Annotated in this window: 18 protein-coding genes and 2 tRNA genes; 1 reads left to right on the top strand and 19 read right to left on the bottom strand. The window is 48.3% G+C overall.

Translation table 11 applies throughout. The features are described from left to right. Positions 1-252 precede the first annotated feature (252 nt). From COV46_05485 to COV46_05395, 19 genes are all read right to left on the bottom strand, one after another. Positions 253-328 (bottom strand) — tRNA-Pro (locus COV46_05485). A gap of 19 nt (positions 329-347) precedes the next feature. Next, entirely contained in the window at positions 348-773 is a 426-nt protein-coding gene (locus COV46_05480; protein PIR17153.1) for a MerR family transcriptional regulator, read from the bottom strand. Further along, the gene (locus tag COV46_05475; protein PIR17152.1) at positions 773-1,057 is read right to left on the bottom strand and encodes an integration host factor subunit alpha; all 285 of its coding nucleotides are present in this window, start codon (positions 1,055-1,057) and stop codon (positions 773-775) included. The genes COV46_05480 and COV46_05475 overlap by 1 nt, the downstream gene beginning before the upstream one ends. A gap of 14 nt (positions 1,058-1,071) precedes the next feature. Beyond that, positions 1,072-3,117, bottom strand: coding sequence for a phenylalanine--tRNA ligase subunit beta (locus COV46_05470; protein PIR17151.1), 2,046 nt, complete (start codon positions 3,115-3,117; stop codon positions 1,072-1,074). Positions 3,118-3,190: 73 nt separating this feature from the next. Beyond that, positions 3,191-4,264 carry a phenylalanine--tRNA ligase subunit alpha gene (locus COV46_05465; GenBank protein ID PIR17150.1) on the bottom strand — a complete coding sequence of 358 codons (1,074 nt, stop codon included), beginning with the start codon at positions 4,262-4,264 and terminating at the stop codon, positions 3,191-3,193. 10 nt (positions 4,265-4,274) lie between these two features. Further along, on the bottom strand, positions 4,275-4,619 hold the full coding sequence (locus COV46_05460) for a 50S ribosomal protein L20 (GenBank protein PIR17149.1): 345 nt from the start codon (positions 4,617-4,619) through the stop codon (positions 4,275-4,277). An 80-nt stretch (positions 4,620-4,699) separates the two neighbouring features. Further along, positions 4,700-4,897: a 50S ribosomal protein L35 gene (locus tag COV46_05455; GenBank protein PIR17148.1), complete on the bottom strand. Its 198-nt coding sequence runs from the start codon at positions 4,895-4,897 to the stop codon at positions 4,700-4,702. Positions 4,898-4,964: 67 nt separating this feature from the next. Beyond that, the gene (locus COV46_05450; GenBank protein ID PIR17147.1) at positions 4,965-5,495 is read right to left on the bottom strand and encodes a translation initiation factor IF-3; all 531 of its coding nucleotides are present in this window, start codon (positions 5,493-5,495) and stop codon (positions 4,965-4,967) included. Between the two features lie 50 nt (positions 5,496-5,545). Next, positions 5,546-7,270 (bottom strand): threonine--tRNA ligase, encoded by a 1,725-nt coding sequence (locus COV46_05445; protein ID PIR17146.1) that lies wholly within the window; start codon positions 7,268-7,270, stop codon positions 5,546-5,548. A 25-nt stretch (positions 7,271-7,295) separates the two neighbouring features. Beyond that, positions 7,296-7,372: transfer RNA gene (locus COV46_05440), tRNA-Val, on the bottom strand. Between the two features lie 110 nt (positions 7,373-7,482). Further along, entirely contained in the window at positions 7,483-8,487 is a 1,005-nt protein-coding gene (gene tilS / locus COV46_05435; GenBank protein ID PIR17145.1) for a tRNA lysidine(34) synthetase TilS, read from the bottom strand. A gap of 30 nt (positions 8,488-8,517) precedes the next feature. Further along, positions 8,518-9,246, bottom strand: a complete 729-nt coding sequence (locus COV46_05430) for a pseudouridine synthase (GenBank protein PIR17144.1) — start codon at positions 9,244-9,246, stop codon at positions 8,518-8,520. Further along, on the bottom strand, positions 9,206-10,009 hold the full coding sequence (gene scpB / locus COV46_05425) for an SMC-Scp complex subunit ScpB (GenBank protein PIR17143.1): 804 nt from the start codon (positions 10,007-10,009) through the stop codon (positions 9,206-9,208). Before scpB ends, COV46_05430 begins: the two co-directional genes overlap by 41 nt. After that, positions 9,990-10,796: a segregation/condensation protein A gene (locus COV46_05420; protein ID PIR17142.1), complete on the bottom strand. Its 807-nt coding sequence runs from the start codon at positions 10,794-10,796 to the stop codon at positions 9,990-9,992. The genes scpB and COV46_05420 overlap by 20 nt, the downstream gene beginning before the upstream one ends. Before the next feature lies 1 nt (position 10,797). Beyond that, positions 10,798-11,796, bottom strand: coding sequence for a tryptophan--tRNA ligase (gene trpS, locus COV46_05415; GenBank protein ID PIR17141.1), 999 nt, complete (start codon positions 11,794-11,796; stop codon positions 10,798-10,800). 67 nt (positions 11,797-11,863) lie between these two features. Continuing rightward, positions 11,864-12,526, bottom strand: a complete 663-nt coding sequence (locus tag COV46_05410; GenBank protein ID PIR17140.1) for a site-2 protease family protein — start codon at positions 12,524-12,526, stop codon at positions 11,864-11,866. Positions 12,527-13,001: 475 nt separating this feature from the next. Further along, entirely contained in the window at positions 13,002-13,385 is a 384-nt protein-coding gene (locus COV46_05405) for a teicoplanin resistance protein VanZ (GenBank protein ID PIR17139.1), read from the bottom strand. Positions 13,386-13,508: 123 nt separating this feature from the next. Then, the gene (locus COV46_05400) at positions 13,509-14,003 is read right to left on the bottom strand and encodes a hypothetical protein (protein ID PIR17138.1); all 495 of its coding nucleotides are present in this window, start codon (positions 14,001-14,003) and stop codon (positions 13,509-13,511) included. An 11-nt stretch (positions 14,004-14,014) separates the two neighbouring features. Continuing rightward, positions 14,015-15,565: a tRNA (N6-isopentenyl adenosine(37)-C2)-methylthiotransferase MiaB gene (locus tag COV46_05395; protein ID PIR17137.1), complete on the bottom strand. Its 1,551-nt coding sequence runs from the start codon at positions 15,563-15,565 to the stop codon at positions 14,015-14,017. 432 nt (positions 15,566-15,997) lie between these two features. Between COV46_05395 and COV46_05390 the strand changes: the two genes are divergently transcribed. Beyond that, positions 15,998-16,439: IS3 family transposase (locus COV46_05390; protein PIR17136.1), on the top strand; the 442-nt coding region annotated here is incomplete at its 3' end.

Genomic DNA, 16,439 nt, shown 5'->3' with positions numbered 1-16,439 from the left:
GTTAGAAATAACTGCCGGCGTAGAACCGCACCCTCTCCACGTCACTTATCCAAAACCACCCAATCTCCTCCAAATGAGTCCGTCTTGTGGGTTTTGTGGGTTCGTCTTGTGCAAATGAGTCCGTCTTGTGGGTTTCAAATGAGTCCGTCTTGTGGCTTCAAATGCGTCTTGTGGGTTCGCCGGCTGGGTTCGAATCTGACGCTCGAACAAAAAATGACCCCGAATGCCAAAAGGCATCCGGGGTCATTTGTGTCGGGGCGAGAGGATTCGAACCTCCGACCACTTGCACCCCAAGCAAGTGCTCTGGACCAAGCTGAGCTACGCCCCGCTACAAATCGTCGTTTGATCTATTTCCGCAATTCTGTCGTACACCACTGAAGCTCTGACTTAAGCTTTTCAAACACCTTCTTCATATTCGCAGGCGTTCCACCCTTTGAAGGAGCAGCTACCGCTACCTTTTTCTCGGGTTCGGTTCCGAGCGCTAACTGCTCTTCTTCCGGCCTGGCGCCAGAGGCGATCTTTAACTGATCTTTCAGGTGCTGCCTTGCGCCGTTGATCGTGAACTTCTCCTCGTAAAGAAGGTGTTTTATCGCCATCAAAAGCTCTACGTCTTTGCGCTTGTAAAGCCTCTGGTTACTCTGCGACTTAACGGGCTTTATATCGGGAAATTCCGTCTCCCAGTAGCGAAGGACGTAGGGCTTTACCTCCAAGAGCTCCGCGGCGTCACCTATGCGGAAATACATCTTGTCCGGTATCGCCTTTTGCTTCGACATTATTCACCCTCTTTGTTAAGAGCCGACTTTAAAACCTGGCTCGGCCTGAAAGTCAAGACTTTACGGGCTGTAATCTCGATCGACTCACCCGTCTGAGGATTTCTGCCGACTCGCGGACGTTTTTGTCTCACAACAAAATTTCCAAAGCCCGAGATCTTGATCTTTTCGCCTTTCGAGAGTGTGTCTTTCATTGTGTCAAAGACGAGCTCGACGATGTCGGCCGACTCTTTCTTGGAGAATCCGATCTTTTCGTAGATCTGTTCCACTATTTCTGCCTTGGTCATAAAACCTCCTTTTGTTATCTTACTTCCGCCCCCAGTTTACCTTTAAGATACCCTATAAGTTTAGTATGGGTATCGTTAACCTCTTCATCGGTGAGAGTTCTTTCAGGATCGGAATAAATAACGGCGAACGCAACGCTCTTCTTGCCTTCAGGTATCCCCTTCCCCTTATAGACATCAAAAGGGAGCGAATCCTTGATAATATGGCTCTTAAACTCTTCTATAGAACCTTTTATGCCGCCAGCCGGGACATCTTCGTTCAAAAGAAGAGCAACATCTCTTCTCACGCTGGGGAATTTTTCCAATGGCTTAAAACTTCTCTTTTCCTTGGATAGCGCGGCGATAAGGAAGTCCCAATAAATATCGAAAACGTAAATCTCTTCCTTTATATCCCATCTTTCGTTGACCGCCGGATGCAAAAGTCCGCAAAATCCGATCTCGTGGTCATTGGCGTAGATCAAAGATGTGGCCTGAGGATGCATGAAAGAAATATCCGTAAGCGGCCTGAATTCAATATTGGATATTCCAAGGTGTTTTAAAAGTCCCTCACATGTACCCTTGATGTCGTAGAAATCTACCGGAGCATCTCTGTAGGACCAGTTGAGCTGCGACCTTGAACCGTAAACAAGTCCGGTCAGCTTTTTTACCTCGCCATCTTTTAAGAAAACAGGTCTGATCTCGAAAAGTCTTAGCGCAGTCTGGCCAAGGTTCAGGTTGAGACGTAAATTATTAACTAGACCCGATATAAGCGACGTCTTCATCGCTGAAAATTCCACGCCCAACGGGTTTTCGATGGTATATGGGATTTCCTTGGTGAACGGTTCCAGCTCGGTAGGCGAACAGAATCCGTAATTTATTGCCTCATAAAAGCCCGTGGCGTTCAAGAATTCTCTGGCACCTGTCATCCGGTCGTGCCCGCTCGGTTTGATAAGTGACTCCATTGAAAGGAGAGGCACAGATACCGGTATCTTGTCAAAACCGTATAGCCTTGCCACCTCTTCAATAAGATCGGCACTGCGCGTTAGGTCGGGCCTGAACGTGGGTATAGTACAGGTATCGCCGGTTACAACTATACCCAAATTCTTAAAGCATTTCTTTATATATTCAGCCTTAATGCTTATTCCTAAAAGCCTATTAACTTCTTTGAAGTTAAGCCTTACCTTGATGGGATGAAGCTTTTTGGGATAAACATCAATATGATCTGTTGTGGGTTCCCCGCCTGCGATCGAAACGATGAGAGAGGCGAGCCGGTTCATGCATTGAACCGTGGCGCTCGGATCTATCCCCTTTTCAAACCTTCTGGAAGATTCACTTGGTAGTCCCAAACGTTTTGCCGTGCGCCTTACGGAGACAGGGTTAAAGCAGGCGCTCTCAAGTACTATGGTGGTAGTATCCGGCTTTACCTCTGAATTGGCTCCGCCCATCACCCCGGCCAACGCGACCGGACCTTCTGCGTCGTTTATTAAAAGGTCTTCTTTGAGTATCTTTCTTGTGATGCCATCGAGCGTAACAAAGTCGATGTCTCTCTTTGGGGTATCAACTACTATCTTTTTCCCGCGAATGAAGCGGTGGTCAAATGCGTGGAAAGGCTGTCCGGTTTCAAGCATTACATAGTTAGTGGCGTCAACGACGTTATTTATGGAACGAATACCGCAGGCCCCAAGTCTTTTTGATAACCATTCTGGAGACTGTGCAATTCTAACTCCATCTATCACTTTCGCAGCATATCTTTGACACCGTTCCTTGTCCTTTACCTCTACTGTTAAATAATTATTGACCGATTTTCTTGACCCTTCTCTTTTCTTTCCTGCCTCCTGCCTCCTGCCTCCTGTTTCTTGCCGCTTGACCCCCGACCCTGTTATAGCCGCAACCTCTCTGGCAACGCCTATCAGTGACAGGCAATCGCCCCTGTTCGGCGTGATATTGAGTTCAAAGACGGTATCATCACCAACACTTGCAACACCTTCTACCTCGAACCCGCCCATTGTAAGCCTGTGGGCAAGCTCCTCGGGCTTGATGCGAATATCAACGAATTCCTTTAGCCAGTTAAGTGTTACCAGCATAATTCCTGTCGTCCCCGCAAAAGCGGGGACCTCGTTTACGTACTCTAGAACCCTGCTTTTGCAGGGATGACATTCAAAACTGTTTCAAAAATCTTAAGTCGTTCTCAAAAAATAGCCTGATATCGGAAACTCCGAACTTAAGCATTGTTATCCTCTCTACTCCCATTCCGAACGCGAAACCCGAGACTTTTTTGGGATCATACCCTACCGCCTCGAACACGTTGGGGTCGACCATACCGCAACCCAAGATCTCCATCCAGCCTGTCTGCTTGCAGACCCTGCAGGGAGAACCGTTCACCTGCTTTTTTCCATGGCAGATGACGCATTCGATATCTATCTCGGCAGACGGTTCCGTGAACGGAAAGAAGCTCGGTCGGAAACGAACACCCACACCCTCACCGAATATTCTGTGCACGAAAGTGATAAGAACCCCTTTAAGGTCGCTCATTCTGATATTATCGCCGACCATCAGACCTTCTACCTGATGGAACATCGGCGAATGAGTTATGTCGGCATCTTTTCTGTAGACCGCGCCGGGGAATATCATTCTGATGGGTGGTTTGAACTTCTTCATCACATGTATCTGGACAGGTGAGGTGTGCGTGCGCAGAAGCAGTTCTTCTTCCTTCTTGTTTCTTCCCTCTTCCTTCGATGAGATGTAAAAAGTGTCCTGCATGTCCCTTGCCGGATGGTCCTTGGGAACGTTGAGCGCCTCGAAATTATAATAGTCGGTCTCTATCTCTGACCCTTCGTAAATAGAAAAGCCCAAAGATGTGAACACTTCTTCGATTTCCCTCATGACCTGGGTGACAGGATGAGGCCTTCCGGGAGGAGCTACCTGCCTTCCGGGAAGGGTGATATCGACCTTTTCTTTGAGCGCCTTGGCAATAAACTGGCTCTTAAGGGCACCTTCGGCCTCATCTAAAAGCCTAATGATCGAACTTTTAAGCGTATTGATCTTTTTGCCGGCCTCGGGGCGCTCGGAGGCATCCAATTGCCCCAGAAATTTCATAAGGCCGGTAACCACGCCCTTTTTCCCGACATACTTCGCCCTCGCAAGCTTCAGATCCTCATCGGACTTGATGCCTGTAACTTGAGCGCTAACTTCAGCCTCAATATTAGAAATTTGGCTTTGCAGATCTAACATTTTTTTGTTGTTAGCGAGCTAACGCCACCAAAGCGGCAAAATCCTTCGGCTGTGTGATCGCAAGTTCAGCCAGGATCTTTCTATCTATCCCTACTCCAGCCTTCTTCAGGCCGAATATGAACTTGCTGTAAGAAAGCCCATTCTCTTTGGCCGCCGCGCTTATGCGCACGTTCCACAAGGCTCTAAAATCACGCTTTTTGCTCTTTCTGTGCCTAAAGGCGTAATCAAGACCTTTTTCAACGGCCTCGGTCGCCGTGCGGATCAGTTTACTCCTGCCGCCGTAATAACCCTTGGCCTTCTTAAGGACCTTGTTCCTGCGTCTTCTGGCCTTAAAACCTCTTTTTGCTCTTGGCATATTAAAACCCGTAAATCGTAAATCGTAAATCGTGACCTGTTAAAAACAAGTTACAAGTTACAAATCACAAGTTACGCCTCTCATGAATATGGCATCAATTTTCTTAACTTCAACATATCTTCATCCTTGACGATCGTGGATGTGGACAACCTTCTCTTTTGAGCCTTACCTTTTGATGTAAGGATGTGGCGAAGCTGTGCTCTTTTCCTCTTTACCTTTCCGGATTTGGAGAATTTGAACCTTTTCTTGGCTCCGCTATTTGTTTTCAGTTTTGGCATCTCTATTATCTCCTTTGTTAACTATCCACTGTTAACTGTTTGCTGTTAACTGTTAACTGTTTACTATTCACTGTTTACCTGCTTTCGGCGCCGGGGCAAAAATGACCGTGAGAGACCTTCCTTCCATCCTTACCCTCTGGTCCTCTATTGCCATATCGCCCATTTCTGCCTTGATATGGTCCATCATCTTTCGTCCTATCTCCTGATGGGCCATCTCCCTTCCTCTGAACTGTATGGACATCTTTACTTTGTCGCCGTCCTCCAGGAAACGCTTTGCATGCCTTACCTTGGTCTGGATGTCGTGTTCGTCCGTTGCCGGGCGAAGTCTAAGCTCTTTCAAGCGAACGACCGTCTGGTGTTTCTTGGCATCGTGATCACGCTTGGACATTTCGTATTTATATTTCCCGAAATCCATTATCTTGCAAACGGGCGGCCTTGCTGTCGGTGATATCTCCACCAGATCAAGTCCGAACTCTTCGGCCTTTTTCTGGGCATCGCGGGTCTGAAAGACCCCCATCTGCGACCCGTCCGGCCCTATAAGCCTTATTTCGGGAACTCTTATTCTCCAATTGACCCTGATCTCTTTTTCTCTGCTGATAATCGTACCTCCTTGATTTAAATCAGAAGTCAGATGTCGGAAGTCTGATGTTAGACCTCTGATTTCCGACTTCTAACCTCTTCCAAAGCTAATTTTATAAATTCATCAATATCAATAGCTCCCAGATCCCCCTTTACCCTGCCGCGAACGGCAACTTTACCCGCTTCGGCCTCTTTGGCGCCGATGACAAGCATGTAAGGGATCTTTTGGAGCTGTGCTTCGCGGATCTTCAGGCCCAATTTTTCGCTCCTGTCATCCATCTCCACGCGAATTCCTTCTTTCTTGAGCCTTGCCGCGACCTCATCACCGTATTTCTTCTGGCTGTCCGTTATAAGCAGTATCTTCGCCTGAACTGGCGCGAGCCATAATGGAAAAGCGCCTGCGTAATGCTCAACGAGAACACCGAAGAAACGCTCTAAACTTCCAAGGAGCGCTCTATGAACCATGTAAGGCCTGTGCTTTGCGCCATCAGGACCGATAAAGTTCATGTCGAAACGCTCCGGCAGATTGAAATCAAACTGAATGGTGGTCATCTGCCATTCGCGGCCGAGGGCATCCTTTACCTTGAGGTCTATCTTGGGACCGTAAAAAGCGCCGCCGCCTTCATCCATTTCATAGGGAAGGTTCTCTTCGGTTACCGCCGCCTTGAGAGCGGCTATAGCCTGGCCCCATCTCGCCGGTTCGCCCACTGCCTTTTCGGGGCGCGTTGCAAGATAGGCCTTAATGTCGGTGAAACCGAACGACTTCCACATGAACAGAGAGAATCGAAGCACCTCTTTTATTTCGCTCTCAATCTGGTCGGGTGTGCAGATGATATGCGCATCGTCCTGTGTGAACCCGCGAACGCGAAGAAGACCGTGAAGAACGCCGCTCTTTTCATAACGGTAGACCGTGCCAAGCTCCGCCCATCGGAGAGGAAGGTCCCTGTAGGAACGAGCCTTGCTCATGTAGACCATGATATGGAACGGACAGTTCATCGGCTTGATGTAGTAGTCGTTCCCGTCTATGTTCATCGGTGAATACATCCCTTCTCTGTAAAAATCGAGGTGACCAGATGTCTCCCAAAGCGTACTTCTTCCGATGTGTGGGGTATAAAGTAACTCGTAACCGTTCTTATAATGTTCATCCTTCCAGAAGGTCTCTATGGAATTACGGATGCGTCCGCCCTTTGGATGCCAAAGAACAAGACCGGCTCCGTATTGATCGAGCGTCGAGAAAAGATCGAGCTCCGTGCCAAGTTTTCTGTGATCGCGTTTCTCGGCCTCTTCAAGCATCTTGAGATAGGCATCGAGGCCCTTCTTATCGGAAAATGCCGTGCCATAGATCCTCTGAAGCTGTTCGCGCTTTTCGTCGCCGCGCCAATAAACGCCGGCCACCTTGAGGAGCTTGAACGCCTTTATCTCGCCTGTGTCCTTAAGATGTGGTCCGCGGCAGAGGTCCACGAAGTTGCCGTGTTTATAGATGGTGACCGTGTCGCCTTTCAGCTCGTCGATTATCTCGAGCTTATATTTTTCGCCGCGCTCGGCAAAGAACTTCTTTGCCTCGAACTTGGTCATTTCGCTCTTCTCAAACGGGACCCTAGCCTTGATGATATCGTTCATCTTGGCCTCGATCTTCACCATGTCTTCGGGCGTAAACGTACCTTGATAGTCAAAGTCGTAATAGAAACCGTTCTCTATCGAGGGGCCTATTGCAAGCTTAACTCCGGGTAAAAACTGTGTGACCGCATCCGCCATCACATGCGCACAGGAGTGTCTGAGTATTTCTAGATCCATAATTGCCAGACAACTAATGACCCTTTGGTGGGCCCTACTGGATTCGAACCAGTGACCCCCTCCATGTCAAGGAGATACTCTAACCAACTGAGCTAAGAGCCCACTAAAAGGTCATCTCATCATTTTTTTTAATAACGGGCGCAACCTACGGATTTTATGACGCTTTGTCAAGGTATTTTGATTTTTAAAGGTTTTTTTGTCAGCATTTAAAGTTATACATTGATTTTAAGGGATATTTTGTTGCCCCGGCGCGAAAATTCACATCCCTTCGGTAGGCTATATTGACCTTCTTTTGTGCCAGAGAAGATGATCCACATCATCTTTTCAATATGATCGGTCAGGAGGTCCGCCGTACTGCCGGTGAGCCTTGCATAGGCAAGGCGAAGCACCCTTTTCATTATTGCGACATTGTATTTTACAAGCATAGGCCGTTTGAGCGTAACATGTGGGATGGTGTCCCCGCCAAAAGGCCGGCGGGCAGGCGACGCCTTTTTTAGAGCGAAAGCGGCCTGGTCGTTCAAATATCTGTCATCTTCACTGATAATGAACGCGGTTTTGCAGATGCCGGAAATAACGCCGGTGTTCACTTTTTTAAGTTCCGGCAGAACCTTATTTCTTATGACGTTCCTGTTATACTTGTCGGTCCTGTTGGTGCTATCCTCAACGAACTTAAGTCCTCTCTCCTTCACATACCTTAAAATATCTTCTCTTGTGAACGTTAAGAGAGGCCTTATGAGAGAAATGCCTTCCGTAAGGTTTCTCTTCTCCTGCATCCCGGAAAGACCCTGAAGACCGGTTCCCCTGGCTAAGTGTAAAAGGACGGTCTCGGCCTGATCATCTGCATGATGTGCTACCGCTATCTTATTTGCCCCAACCTCTCCGGCGATCTTCAAGAAAAAATCGTAGCGCAGGTCACGGGCGGAATTTTGAAGGTTCCCCTTTTTGCCTTTGGCCGGCCTGGTCACAAAATAGGGAACACCGTATTTCTTCGCGATCTTTTTAACGAACGCTTCATCTCTTTTGGATTCGCGCCCTCTGAGTCCGTAATTCACATGCGCAGCATAGACCTTTGTTGCAGACCTCTCCTTAAACCTATAGAGAAGGTCCAACAACACGACCGAATCGACGCCTCCCGAAACACCGGCAAGTAGAACATCACCCGGTTCTATCAGATGGCCGGTCATCATTTTTTTTAGGATTGCGTGGGAAACGTCCATACAATTTGACGTAATCAATATTATCAGACCCTAGGAACCCTTGAGGATCTTCTTTATATAATAAAGCTCCTTTTTGTTCAGATACCGCCATTCCCCAACCTTTAGGGTGCCAAGCCTTATCTCGCCCATCTCCGTTCGACGCAACCGCTGGACGGCGTGACCGACGGCCAGGAACATGCGTCTTACCTGCCTGTTGCGCCCTTCTCTTATGGATATCTCATAGCAGGCATTCGAATCCGCCATGCGCAGGAAATTTATCTTTGCCGGCTCGGTCATTCCGTCCTCAAGGCGGATACCGTTCCTTAGCTTTGCCATCTTTTCGTCTTCGACCTTCCCTTTTACCTTTACAAAGTAGGTCTTAAAAACCTCTTTCGACGGATGAGTAAGCTTGTAGATAAGATCGCCGTCGTTCGTCAGTATCAAAAGCCCTTCTGAATCGTAATCGAGCCTTCCGGCTGAATTGAGAACGTCCTTCATCTCGGGATGAAGCCTATCCCATATGGTCTCTCGCCCTTCTGGGTCCTTTTTCGAAACGATTATGTTCCTTGGTTTGTTGAAGACAATGTAGATCTTTTGTCTGATGGGCCGCACAGGTTTTCCTAAATAACTTATCCTGTCCAGCTCGGCATCGGCCTTGGTTCCGAGCTTGGTCACAACACGGCCGTTGACCTTAACCAGGCCCTTCTCTATCGCCTCTTCCGCCGAACGGCGGGAAAGGTCAGTGGCTCTCGCCAGTATCTTCTGTAGGCGTTCCTGCATCCTCTTCTCCTGTTGCCGACGTCTCCGGGTTTGGCACGGCAACTAACTGTTCTACGGGCTTCGGGAAAATGTCCTTTTCCAGACGGCGCAGTTTTTTCATGCTGTCGGTCAGGTCGTTGAGCATCGTATCGTCTTCCGTGCTCCATTTTTGCTCGAAGGGGGCCGCCGAGATCTCTTCCAAAATGGGTTTCTGCTCCTCTTCGGGCGTTGCCGCACCTTTGTAATGGTCGCGCTCAAGTTCTTCGTAATCTCGTAATGTAGGCAGGTCCTTAAGGCTCGTCAGATTGAAGAGCTCAAGGAATTTGCTTGTTGTTGCGTATATGAGCGGATTTCCCGGTTCATCTCTTTTACCGATGATCTTAACAAGGTTTCTTTCAAGGAGCGTCTTTAGCACTCCTCCGCTGTCCACACCTCTTAGTTCCTCGATCTCTGAGCGGACGATAGGCTGTCTGTATGCGATAATGGCTAGCGTCTCGAGCGACTGCTGCGAAAGCTTGGAAGGCTTCGGGATGTTGAGCCTCTGGATATATTCGGATGTGAAAGGCTTGGTCCTGAACTGGTAACCTCCGGCCACTTCTGCAAGATAAAATCCGAACGAATCGTCCTCGTCATATTTCTTCTTGATCTCTTCAAGCGCGGTCTCAAGATCTGCCTTTGTGACAGCGTCGTTCTCAAGTATGAGCGTCATCGTGCCTAAGGTGAACGGCTCTTCGGTCACGAGTATAAGTGATTCTAAAATAGCCTTAAGTTTTATCAGTTCCATTAACTTCCTCCGTCTTTATTGACTCTCTTTTAATGATCATCTTCTTTGCATCATCAATGGTCGCGTCCTGAACTGCGCCGGTGACATATATAGGCTCGAAGCGCCCTGTTTGATAGACCTTTATCATCTTCATCACGACCATCTCGAGTAGCGCAAGGAACGTTGCCACTATTACATGCCGGTCAAAAGGCGCGGTCATGAGGTCGGTGATCGGCCTAGTCTGCCCGAACTTTAACATATCTATTATCTGAAGAATGCGTTCGTTCACGCTTATCCGCTCGACCGTAGGGGCCTTTTTGACCATCTCCTTGGGGAGCTTGGCAAGCATCTCATTGAACGCCTCCAGTAGCAAGAACGCGTTACCTTCTATTACTACGCTCTCCTCCCTTGGCTCATCATCTTCCTTCGGGACGTTCGCCGAATAGACGTCGCGGTTAAGAAGCCTCCCATCGTTAAGTTTATTGGCCGCCTCCTTGTAACGCTGATATTCAATGAGCCTTCTGACAAGGTCCGCCCTTGGGTCAGACTCTTCCTCTTCAGCCGCGCCCTCTTCCTTTGGAAGAAGCGTCTGAGATTTTATGTGGGCAAGCTCCGCCGCCATTTCAAGGAACTCGCTGGCAAAGTCGATATTGAGCTCTTTGAGCGTGTTTATATATTTCAGATACTCTTCGGTGACGAAGGCGATGGGGATATCGTATATATCAAGGTCGTTCTTCTTGATAAGATAGATAAGAAGGTCCATCGGGCCCTCGAATATCTCTAAATTTATCCGGTATGGCTGTGACATATCAATAACTGATCTTCATCGCCTCTCTGACCTTCTCCATCGTCCCCTTGGCTATCTTGCTCGCATGCCCGGTCCCTTCGCGCGCTATCTCCCAGACATTCTTCGGGTGCTTTGCTATCTCCACCCTGCGCTCGCGAATGGGGTCCCAGAAGGTGTCCATATATTCCAGCAGTTTCTTTTTACAATCGACGCAACCTATCGCGGCGCTTCTGCAGCCGTCCTCACACCATTTTACAACGTCCGGCGAAGAATAAAGTTTGTGATAATCGTGGATGATGCAGACCTCGGGATGTCCGGGATCGGCACGCCTCTTTCTGGCCGGATCGGTCACCGCAGGCATAATCTTCTTATGAACGACCTCTTTGGTGTCGGATATATAGATGCAATTATCGTAGCTCTTGCTCATCTTTCTGCCATCGAGTCCGGGAACTTTTGGAGTATGAGTAAGCAGAGGATGAGGCTCCTTTAACACGTCTTTTTTGTACAAGAAATTAAAGCGCCTCACGACCTCGCGCGAAAGTTCGATGTGGGCGACCTGGTCCTCTCCAACCGGGACCTTATTGGCGTCATAAATGACTATGTCCGCCGTCTGAAGCATCGGGTAACCAAGAAACCCGTAAGTGGAAAGGTCCCTGTCGGATAGCTGGGTCCTTATCTCTTTATAGCTTGGTACACGCTCCAACCAGGAAATAGGAGTCATCATGGAAAGTAAAAGATGGAGTTCCGCGTGCTCAAGCACCCACGATTGAATGAAGAACGTGGACTTTTTTGGATCAAGGCCGCAGGCAAGCCAGTCTATCAAGATGTTCTCGACCCATGGCTTGAGCTCCGTGAGATCCGCGTAATGGGTGGTCAGCGTATGCCAGTCGGCCACAAAGTAGAAACATTCGTGTTCGTCCTGTAATTTCACCCAGTTCTGTAGCGCCCCGTGAAAATTGCCAAGATGCAAAAGTCCGGACGGCCTCATTCCGCTTAGTACTCGCGTTGTCGTTTTATTCATACACAAACTCCCGCTCAATATCCGCGACTCGCAACTTGTAACCTGTATAACCTGTAACCTGGCTGGCCTACATCGGCAATAGCACTCTCGACACGATTTGTACAGGGATGAATATGAATTTTAAAAGTCCCGATACAAATAGAATAAGTATCAAGAACATGCCCTGCCTTGCTATCCTGTCGTACGCCATCACCATATTATCTGGCAAAAGCCCTCTTATCACCCCGCCTCCATCGAGTGGATAAAGGGGGATCATGTTAAATATCGCAAGCGCAAGATTGAGCCTTACTCCCATATAACAGGCGGTAAATGCTATCCCAAGGGCCTCTGTAGGGAATGCCATTATGCTTTCCGGCGGCATATTGTTAAAATAATGAGCGACAAGCCTTCCGAGTCCGGCAAAGACAAGGGCCAGCACAATGTTACTTGTCGGCCCCATGACCGATATGAAAAGCTCGTCTTTTCTGGGATCCCTAAGATTATATGGATTCACAGGTACCGGCTTTCCCCAGCCGATGACCGGTGCACCAGTTAATATTCCGAATATCGGAAGGAATACCGTTCCGATAATATCCATATGGGGAAGCGGATTCAGAGAAATCCTGCCCAAAAGCCTTGCCGTCGGATCGCCAAATCTGTTGGACATCCATGCATGCGCAGCTTCGTGGCATGAAAGAGAAATTAAAAAAACAGGATAGAATATTAGAAGAAACGGTAGTCTTTCGGCCATAGACGCGCCTTGTATCGGATAAGCTCGCGCAATGTCAAACCTTTTTCTGCAACTCACCATCCCTTGTCATAATTCCACTTAGACGACATGAAATTAAGAAAGGGGGAGTGGGACGCGAGCCTGTCGGCATGCTTGAGGTGCACGTTCAGTGACGGGTAAGGCGTTCGAACGACCGGTGTCCGGTTTCGCTCAAACGCCGCGAAACCGGCACCTCGGCGCTCGCCCAGCCGATCTATTAATTGGCTGCCGTGCGGCTGGGCTCCGCGACGTCGCTCTCACGCCTCACCCGTCACTTCACTTGGTTACGCTCGCAAACAGAAGTAAGTGCCGACAGGTGCGCGCCGCATTTCTCCCTTTCTTTCAATTTATGTCCCGCATCGTTTGAGGTGAAAGAGATGTGCCGATGGGAGGGACAGGTTGGTATTTGGAGCCTCTCTGCGGCCAACCTATCCCTCCCATCGGCTTATAAGTGGAATTATGTTAAGTGACGCTGTGAAGTGGATATTGAAAAAGTAGGGAACAGCGAGCCTAAGAAACCTCCAAGAAAGTCTGCGATAAGATCAAGCAACTCCGCAGAGCGGGTGGAGACAAAGGTCTGATGGATCTCGTCGGTCATGCCATAAAATCCGGCAAGAAGCGCTGTTATGATGATTATTTTGTAAGCCTCAAGGCCATGAGCCCTGGCTAATGCCCTGGCGACGAAGAACCCAAACATGGCATAGACGCAGATGTGTATCATCTTATCTGAATAGGGAAAGGACGGGAGATTGACCCCTTCTTTTCCCGACATGTAGAATATAAAACCGGCCCAAATGGCAACCGGCGTCCAGTTTTTCAAAAATGACATATTATATTCCATGACCAATGATCAAATCCAAATGACGAATGAATGTCCAATGATCCAATCTCCAATCGGTTATTGAAGTTTGTGATTTCATTTGTCATTGGAACTTGGGCCTTGGTCATTCCGCTACAGGCGGGATTACATTTTATATTTGCCGAAATCTTCCGGCGAAAGACTCTCTAATATCTCGGCCCATTTGCGCTTCTTTTGTTCCGAGTCATCGGTGCCAAGGTCTATCTTGCGCGATTTATCAACAACGGTTTGTTCGACGAGTATCTTTGACTTGGTCCTAAGCGCAACGGCTATTGCGTCAGAAGGCCTGGCATCCAGTTCTACTTCCTTGTCATCTTTTTTAACATAGATCTTTGCAAAGAAGGTGTTATCGCGAAGCTCGGTAATAGATACCTTTTCGACGACAAGTCCGAAAGAATCGAGGATGTTCTTTAGAAGGTCGTGCGTCATGGGACGGGAAAGCTGTATCTTTTCTAGCTCTGTAGCTATGGCGCTCGCCTCGATAAGGCCTATCCAGATGGGGAGGGCCTGTTTATCCTCCATATCCTTGAGGATGATAATAGGCATACTGGTGAACGGATCTATCGTGAGGCCCGTTACTTTCATTTCGATGAATGGCATAATCAGATCACCTAAACCCTCAATTCTCCCTTAAGAGAATTGGGTCCCGCACTGACTATCGTTACGGGAACTATAGACCCAACTTGTTCCAAATTGCCAGCAAAATTTACGATCTTGCTGCCAAATGTCCTGCCGGACATTTGAAGTGCGTAAGTACTTGAGTGCGTAAGCGTGCCCTGAGCAGGGTCGAAGGGTGCGTAAGTTGACTTCTTGCTTGCGCCTTCGACCAAGACCTGCTGCGTGGTCCCGACAAGCCTTGCGGTCTTCTGCTTCCAGATATCTGCGTTGAGCTCTAAAAGTCGCGCGAGACGCCCTTCTTTTTCTTTTTGCGGGACATCGTCTTCAATTTCAGCGGCCACGGTTCCGTGGCGCGGCGAATATTTGAATGCAAACATGCCGTCGAAGGAGACCTCTTTAACCACCTCGAGAGTTTTTAGAAAGTCTTCATGCGTCTCGCCTGGAAACCCGACTATGATGTCGGTCGTGATGTCTATTCCAACCGCCCGTTCACGAAGCTTCAGCGATCTTTCTATGAACTGCTTCTTATTGTACGAACGCTTCATCATCCGCAACACCCTGTCCGAACCGGCCTGCAGAGGAAGATGCATATGACTGCACAGTTTTGGATTCGCGGCATGTTCATTTATCAGGTCATCGCACAGGTCCTTTGGATGAGGGCTTGTGTAACGAATGCGGAGGATGTCGGTTTCGGAGGAGATCTTTTGAAGCAATAAAACAAATGGAGACACTGTGTTTGTCATACTGGGGGAGAGGCCCGAAGGATCCTGTTCGGTTAAATTATGTTCACCGGATCCCTCGCTACGCTCAGGACGATACGCTCCATTGTACGAGTTAACGTTCTGCCCCAAAAGCGTCACCTCCTTAACGCCTTTGGCAACAAGCCCCTTAATTTCAGAGACGATATCATCTGACGGTTTGCTCACCTCGCTCCCGCGGACGAAAGGAACGATACAAAAGCTGCATTTGTTGTTGCATCCTTTCATTATGGTCACGAACTTCGAGATACTCTGATCGATGGCCGGTGTCTGGCTATCGTGAAAGAGCCATTTATATTCATCTGGATCATCAATAAGTTCGGTTGCAATGGTCTTTCGTGCTTCCTGTTTCCTGCCTCCTGCTTCTGCGCACCGAGGCATGAAGCACGAGGCAGGAAGCGGGATAACTTCATTAAGCAACTCCGGTAAGCGTGTGATCTGGTCCGGCCCGAATACGATATCCAGCTCCGGATATATCCTGAAAAGATTCTCCTTCTCCTCCTGAGCGACACACCCGCAGACACCGACGATCAGGTCCTTCTTTCTTTTCTTTTTGAAAATCGCCCTGCCTATCTCCGATATCGCCTTGTGATGGGCGTGGTCACGAACCGTACAGGTGTTGAAAAGGATTATGTCCGCATCTTTGTCATCACCGGCTGGTCCAAGACCCATGCCGGAGAGTATCTCCGAGATCCGCTCCGAATCGTGAACGTTCATCTGGCAACCAAAGGTACGGATATATACTCTGGGCGCAAATTTTCCATAAGTCTTTGATTTTTCAGGCATTTTTAGTTTTTCTCCTGTTCCATAAAAAGAGAATTGAAGGGGGCAAAAAAAATCAAAAGAAAAAATATCTCTTCGGGCGATTTTGATGTTTTTAAAAAGCAGTCCCAGCACCTGTTTTTGCTCATAACAATTTAGGCTTGTCTTACCCGGTTTGTAGCCAGCTAAGAAGTCCTCAACACGGTGCAAATAATCCTCTGAACGTGTCACCGGCCACTTCAAAACCGGCCAGCGGCAGGATAGGTTTTTAGTTAACCGATCTCCGTATTTTTTGCAAGCCTTATTGCCGCTTCTTTGAGTCTGTAACTCTTTCAAAGGGGTCATAAAAGTAAAATAAAAGTAAAAGGGGTCAAATACGGACTTGTAGCGGAGATCAAGAGAGCGTTCGTAAGGACGACCGATTCGGAGCACGGCTTTGCGATATATCCCAATCTTTTGAAGGGAAAAGACGTCACGGACCTAAACCAGGTCTGGGTATCTGACATCACGTACATACGGATACAGACGGGCTTTGTTTATCTGGCGGTGATAATCGACATATATTCGCGCAAGGTCGTGGGCTGGGCGTTATCGAAGAGGATCAATAACGAGCTTACGATATCGGCTTTAAAGTCTGCGATCGAGCAGAGAAGGCCTCCGGAAGGATGTATGCACCATTCAGACAGAGGCGTTCAGTACGCGAGCCACGACTACGTGAACCTGCTAAAGCAGCACAAGTTCCAGATCAGCATGTCGAGAAGCGGCAATCCTTACGACAACGCCTTTGCCGAGAGCTTTATGAAGACGCTGAAGAAAGAAGAGGTCTATCTGTGGGAATACGAGACCTTCAACGACGTGATAGAGCGGATATCGTATTTTATCGAGGAGGTTTACAACA

It is taken from the genome of Deltaproteobacteria bacterium CG11_big_fil_rev_8_21_14_0_20_49_13 (genome assembly GCA_002796305.1).
Lineage (GTDB): Bacteria > UBA10199 > UBA10199.
This window is presented reverse-complemented; position numbering and strand designations above follow the sequence as displayed.

Bases quoted from the DNA above. Each gene is read 5' to 3' on its own strand.
- COV46_05480 (PIR17153.1), bottom strand. From the start codon at position 773: ATGTCGAAGCAAAAGGCGATACCGGACAAGATGTATTTCCGCATAGGT.
- COV46_05455 (PIR17148.1), bottom strand. From the start codon at position 4,897: ATGCCAAAACTGAAAACAAATAGCGGAGCCAAGAAAAGGTTCAAATTC.
- COV46_05465 (PIR17150.1), bottom strand. From the start codon at position 4,264: ATGTTAGATCTGCAAAGCCAAATTTCTAATATTGAGGCTGAAGTTAGC.
- scpB (PIR17143.1), bottom strand. From the start codon at position 10,009: ATGGAACTGATAAAACTTAAGGCTATTTTAGAATCACTTATACTCGTG.
- COV46_05470 (PIR17151.1), bottom strand. From the start codon at position 3,117: ATGCTGGTAACACTTAACTGGCTAAAGGAATTCGTTGATATTCGCATC.
- COV46_05410 (PIR17140.1), bottom strand. From the start codon at position 12,526: ATGGCCGAAAGACTACCGTTTCTTCTAATATTCTATCCTGTTTTTTTA.
- COV46_05430 (PIR17144.1), bottom strand. From the start codon at position 9,246: ATGCAGGAACGCCTACAGAAGATACTGGCGAGAGCCACTGACCTTTCC.
- trpS (PIR17141.1), bottom strand. From the start codon at position 11,796: ATGAATAAAACGACAACGCGAGTACTAAGCGGAATGAGGCCGTCCGGA.
- COV46_05475 (PIR17152.1), bottom strand. From the start codon at position 1,057: ATGACCAAGGCAGAAATAGTGGAACAGATCTACGAAAAGATCGGATTC.
- COV46_05395 (PIR17137.1), bottom strand. From the start codon at position 15,565: ATGCCTGAAAAATCAAAGACTTATGGAAAATTTGCGCCCAGAGTATAT.
- COV46_05400 (PIR17138.1), bottom strand. From the start codon at position 14,003: ATGCCATTCATCGAAATGAAAGTAACGGGCCTCACGATAGATCCGTTC.
- COV46_05460 (PIR17149.1), bottom strand. From the start codon at position 4,619: ATGCCAAGAGCAAAAAGAGGTTTTAAGGCCAGAAGACGCAGGAACAAG.
- COV46_05420 (PIR17142.1), bottom strand. From the start codon at position 10,796: ATGTCACAGCCATACCGGATAAATTTAGAGATATTCGAGGGCCCGATG.
- COV46_05445 (PIR17146.1), bottom strand. From the start codon at position 7,270: ATGGATCTAGAAATACTCAGACACTCCTGTGCGCATGTGATGGCGGAT.
- COV46_05405 (PIR17139.1), bottom strand. From the start codon at position 13,385: ATGGAATATAATATGTCATTTTTGAAAAACTGGACGCCGGTTGCCATT.
- tilS (PIR17145.1), bottom strand. From the start codon at position 8,487: ATGGACGTTTCCCACGCAATCCTAAAAAAAATGATGACCGGCCATCTG.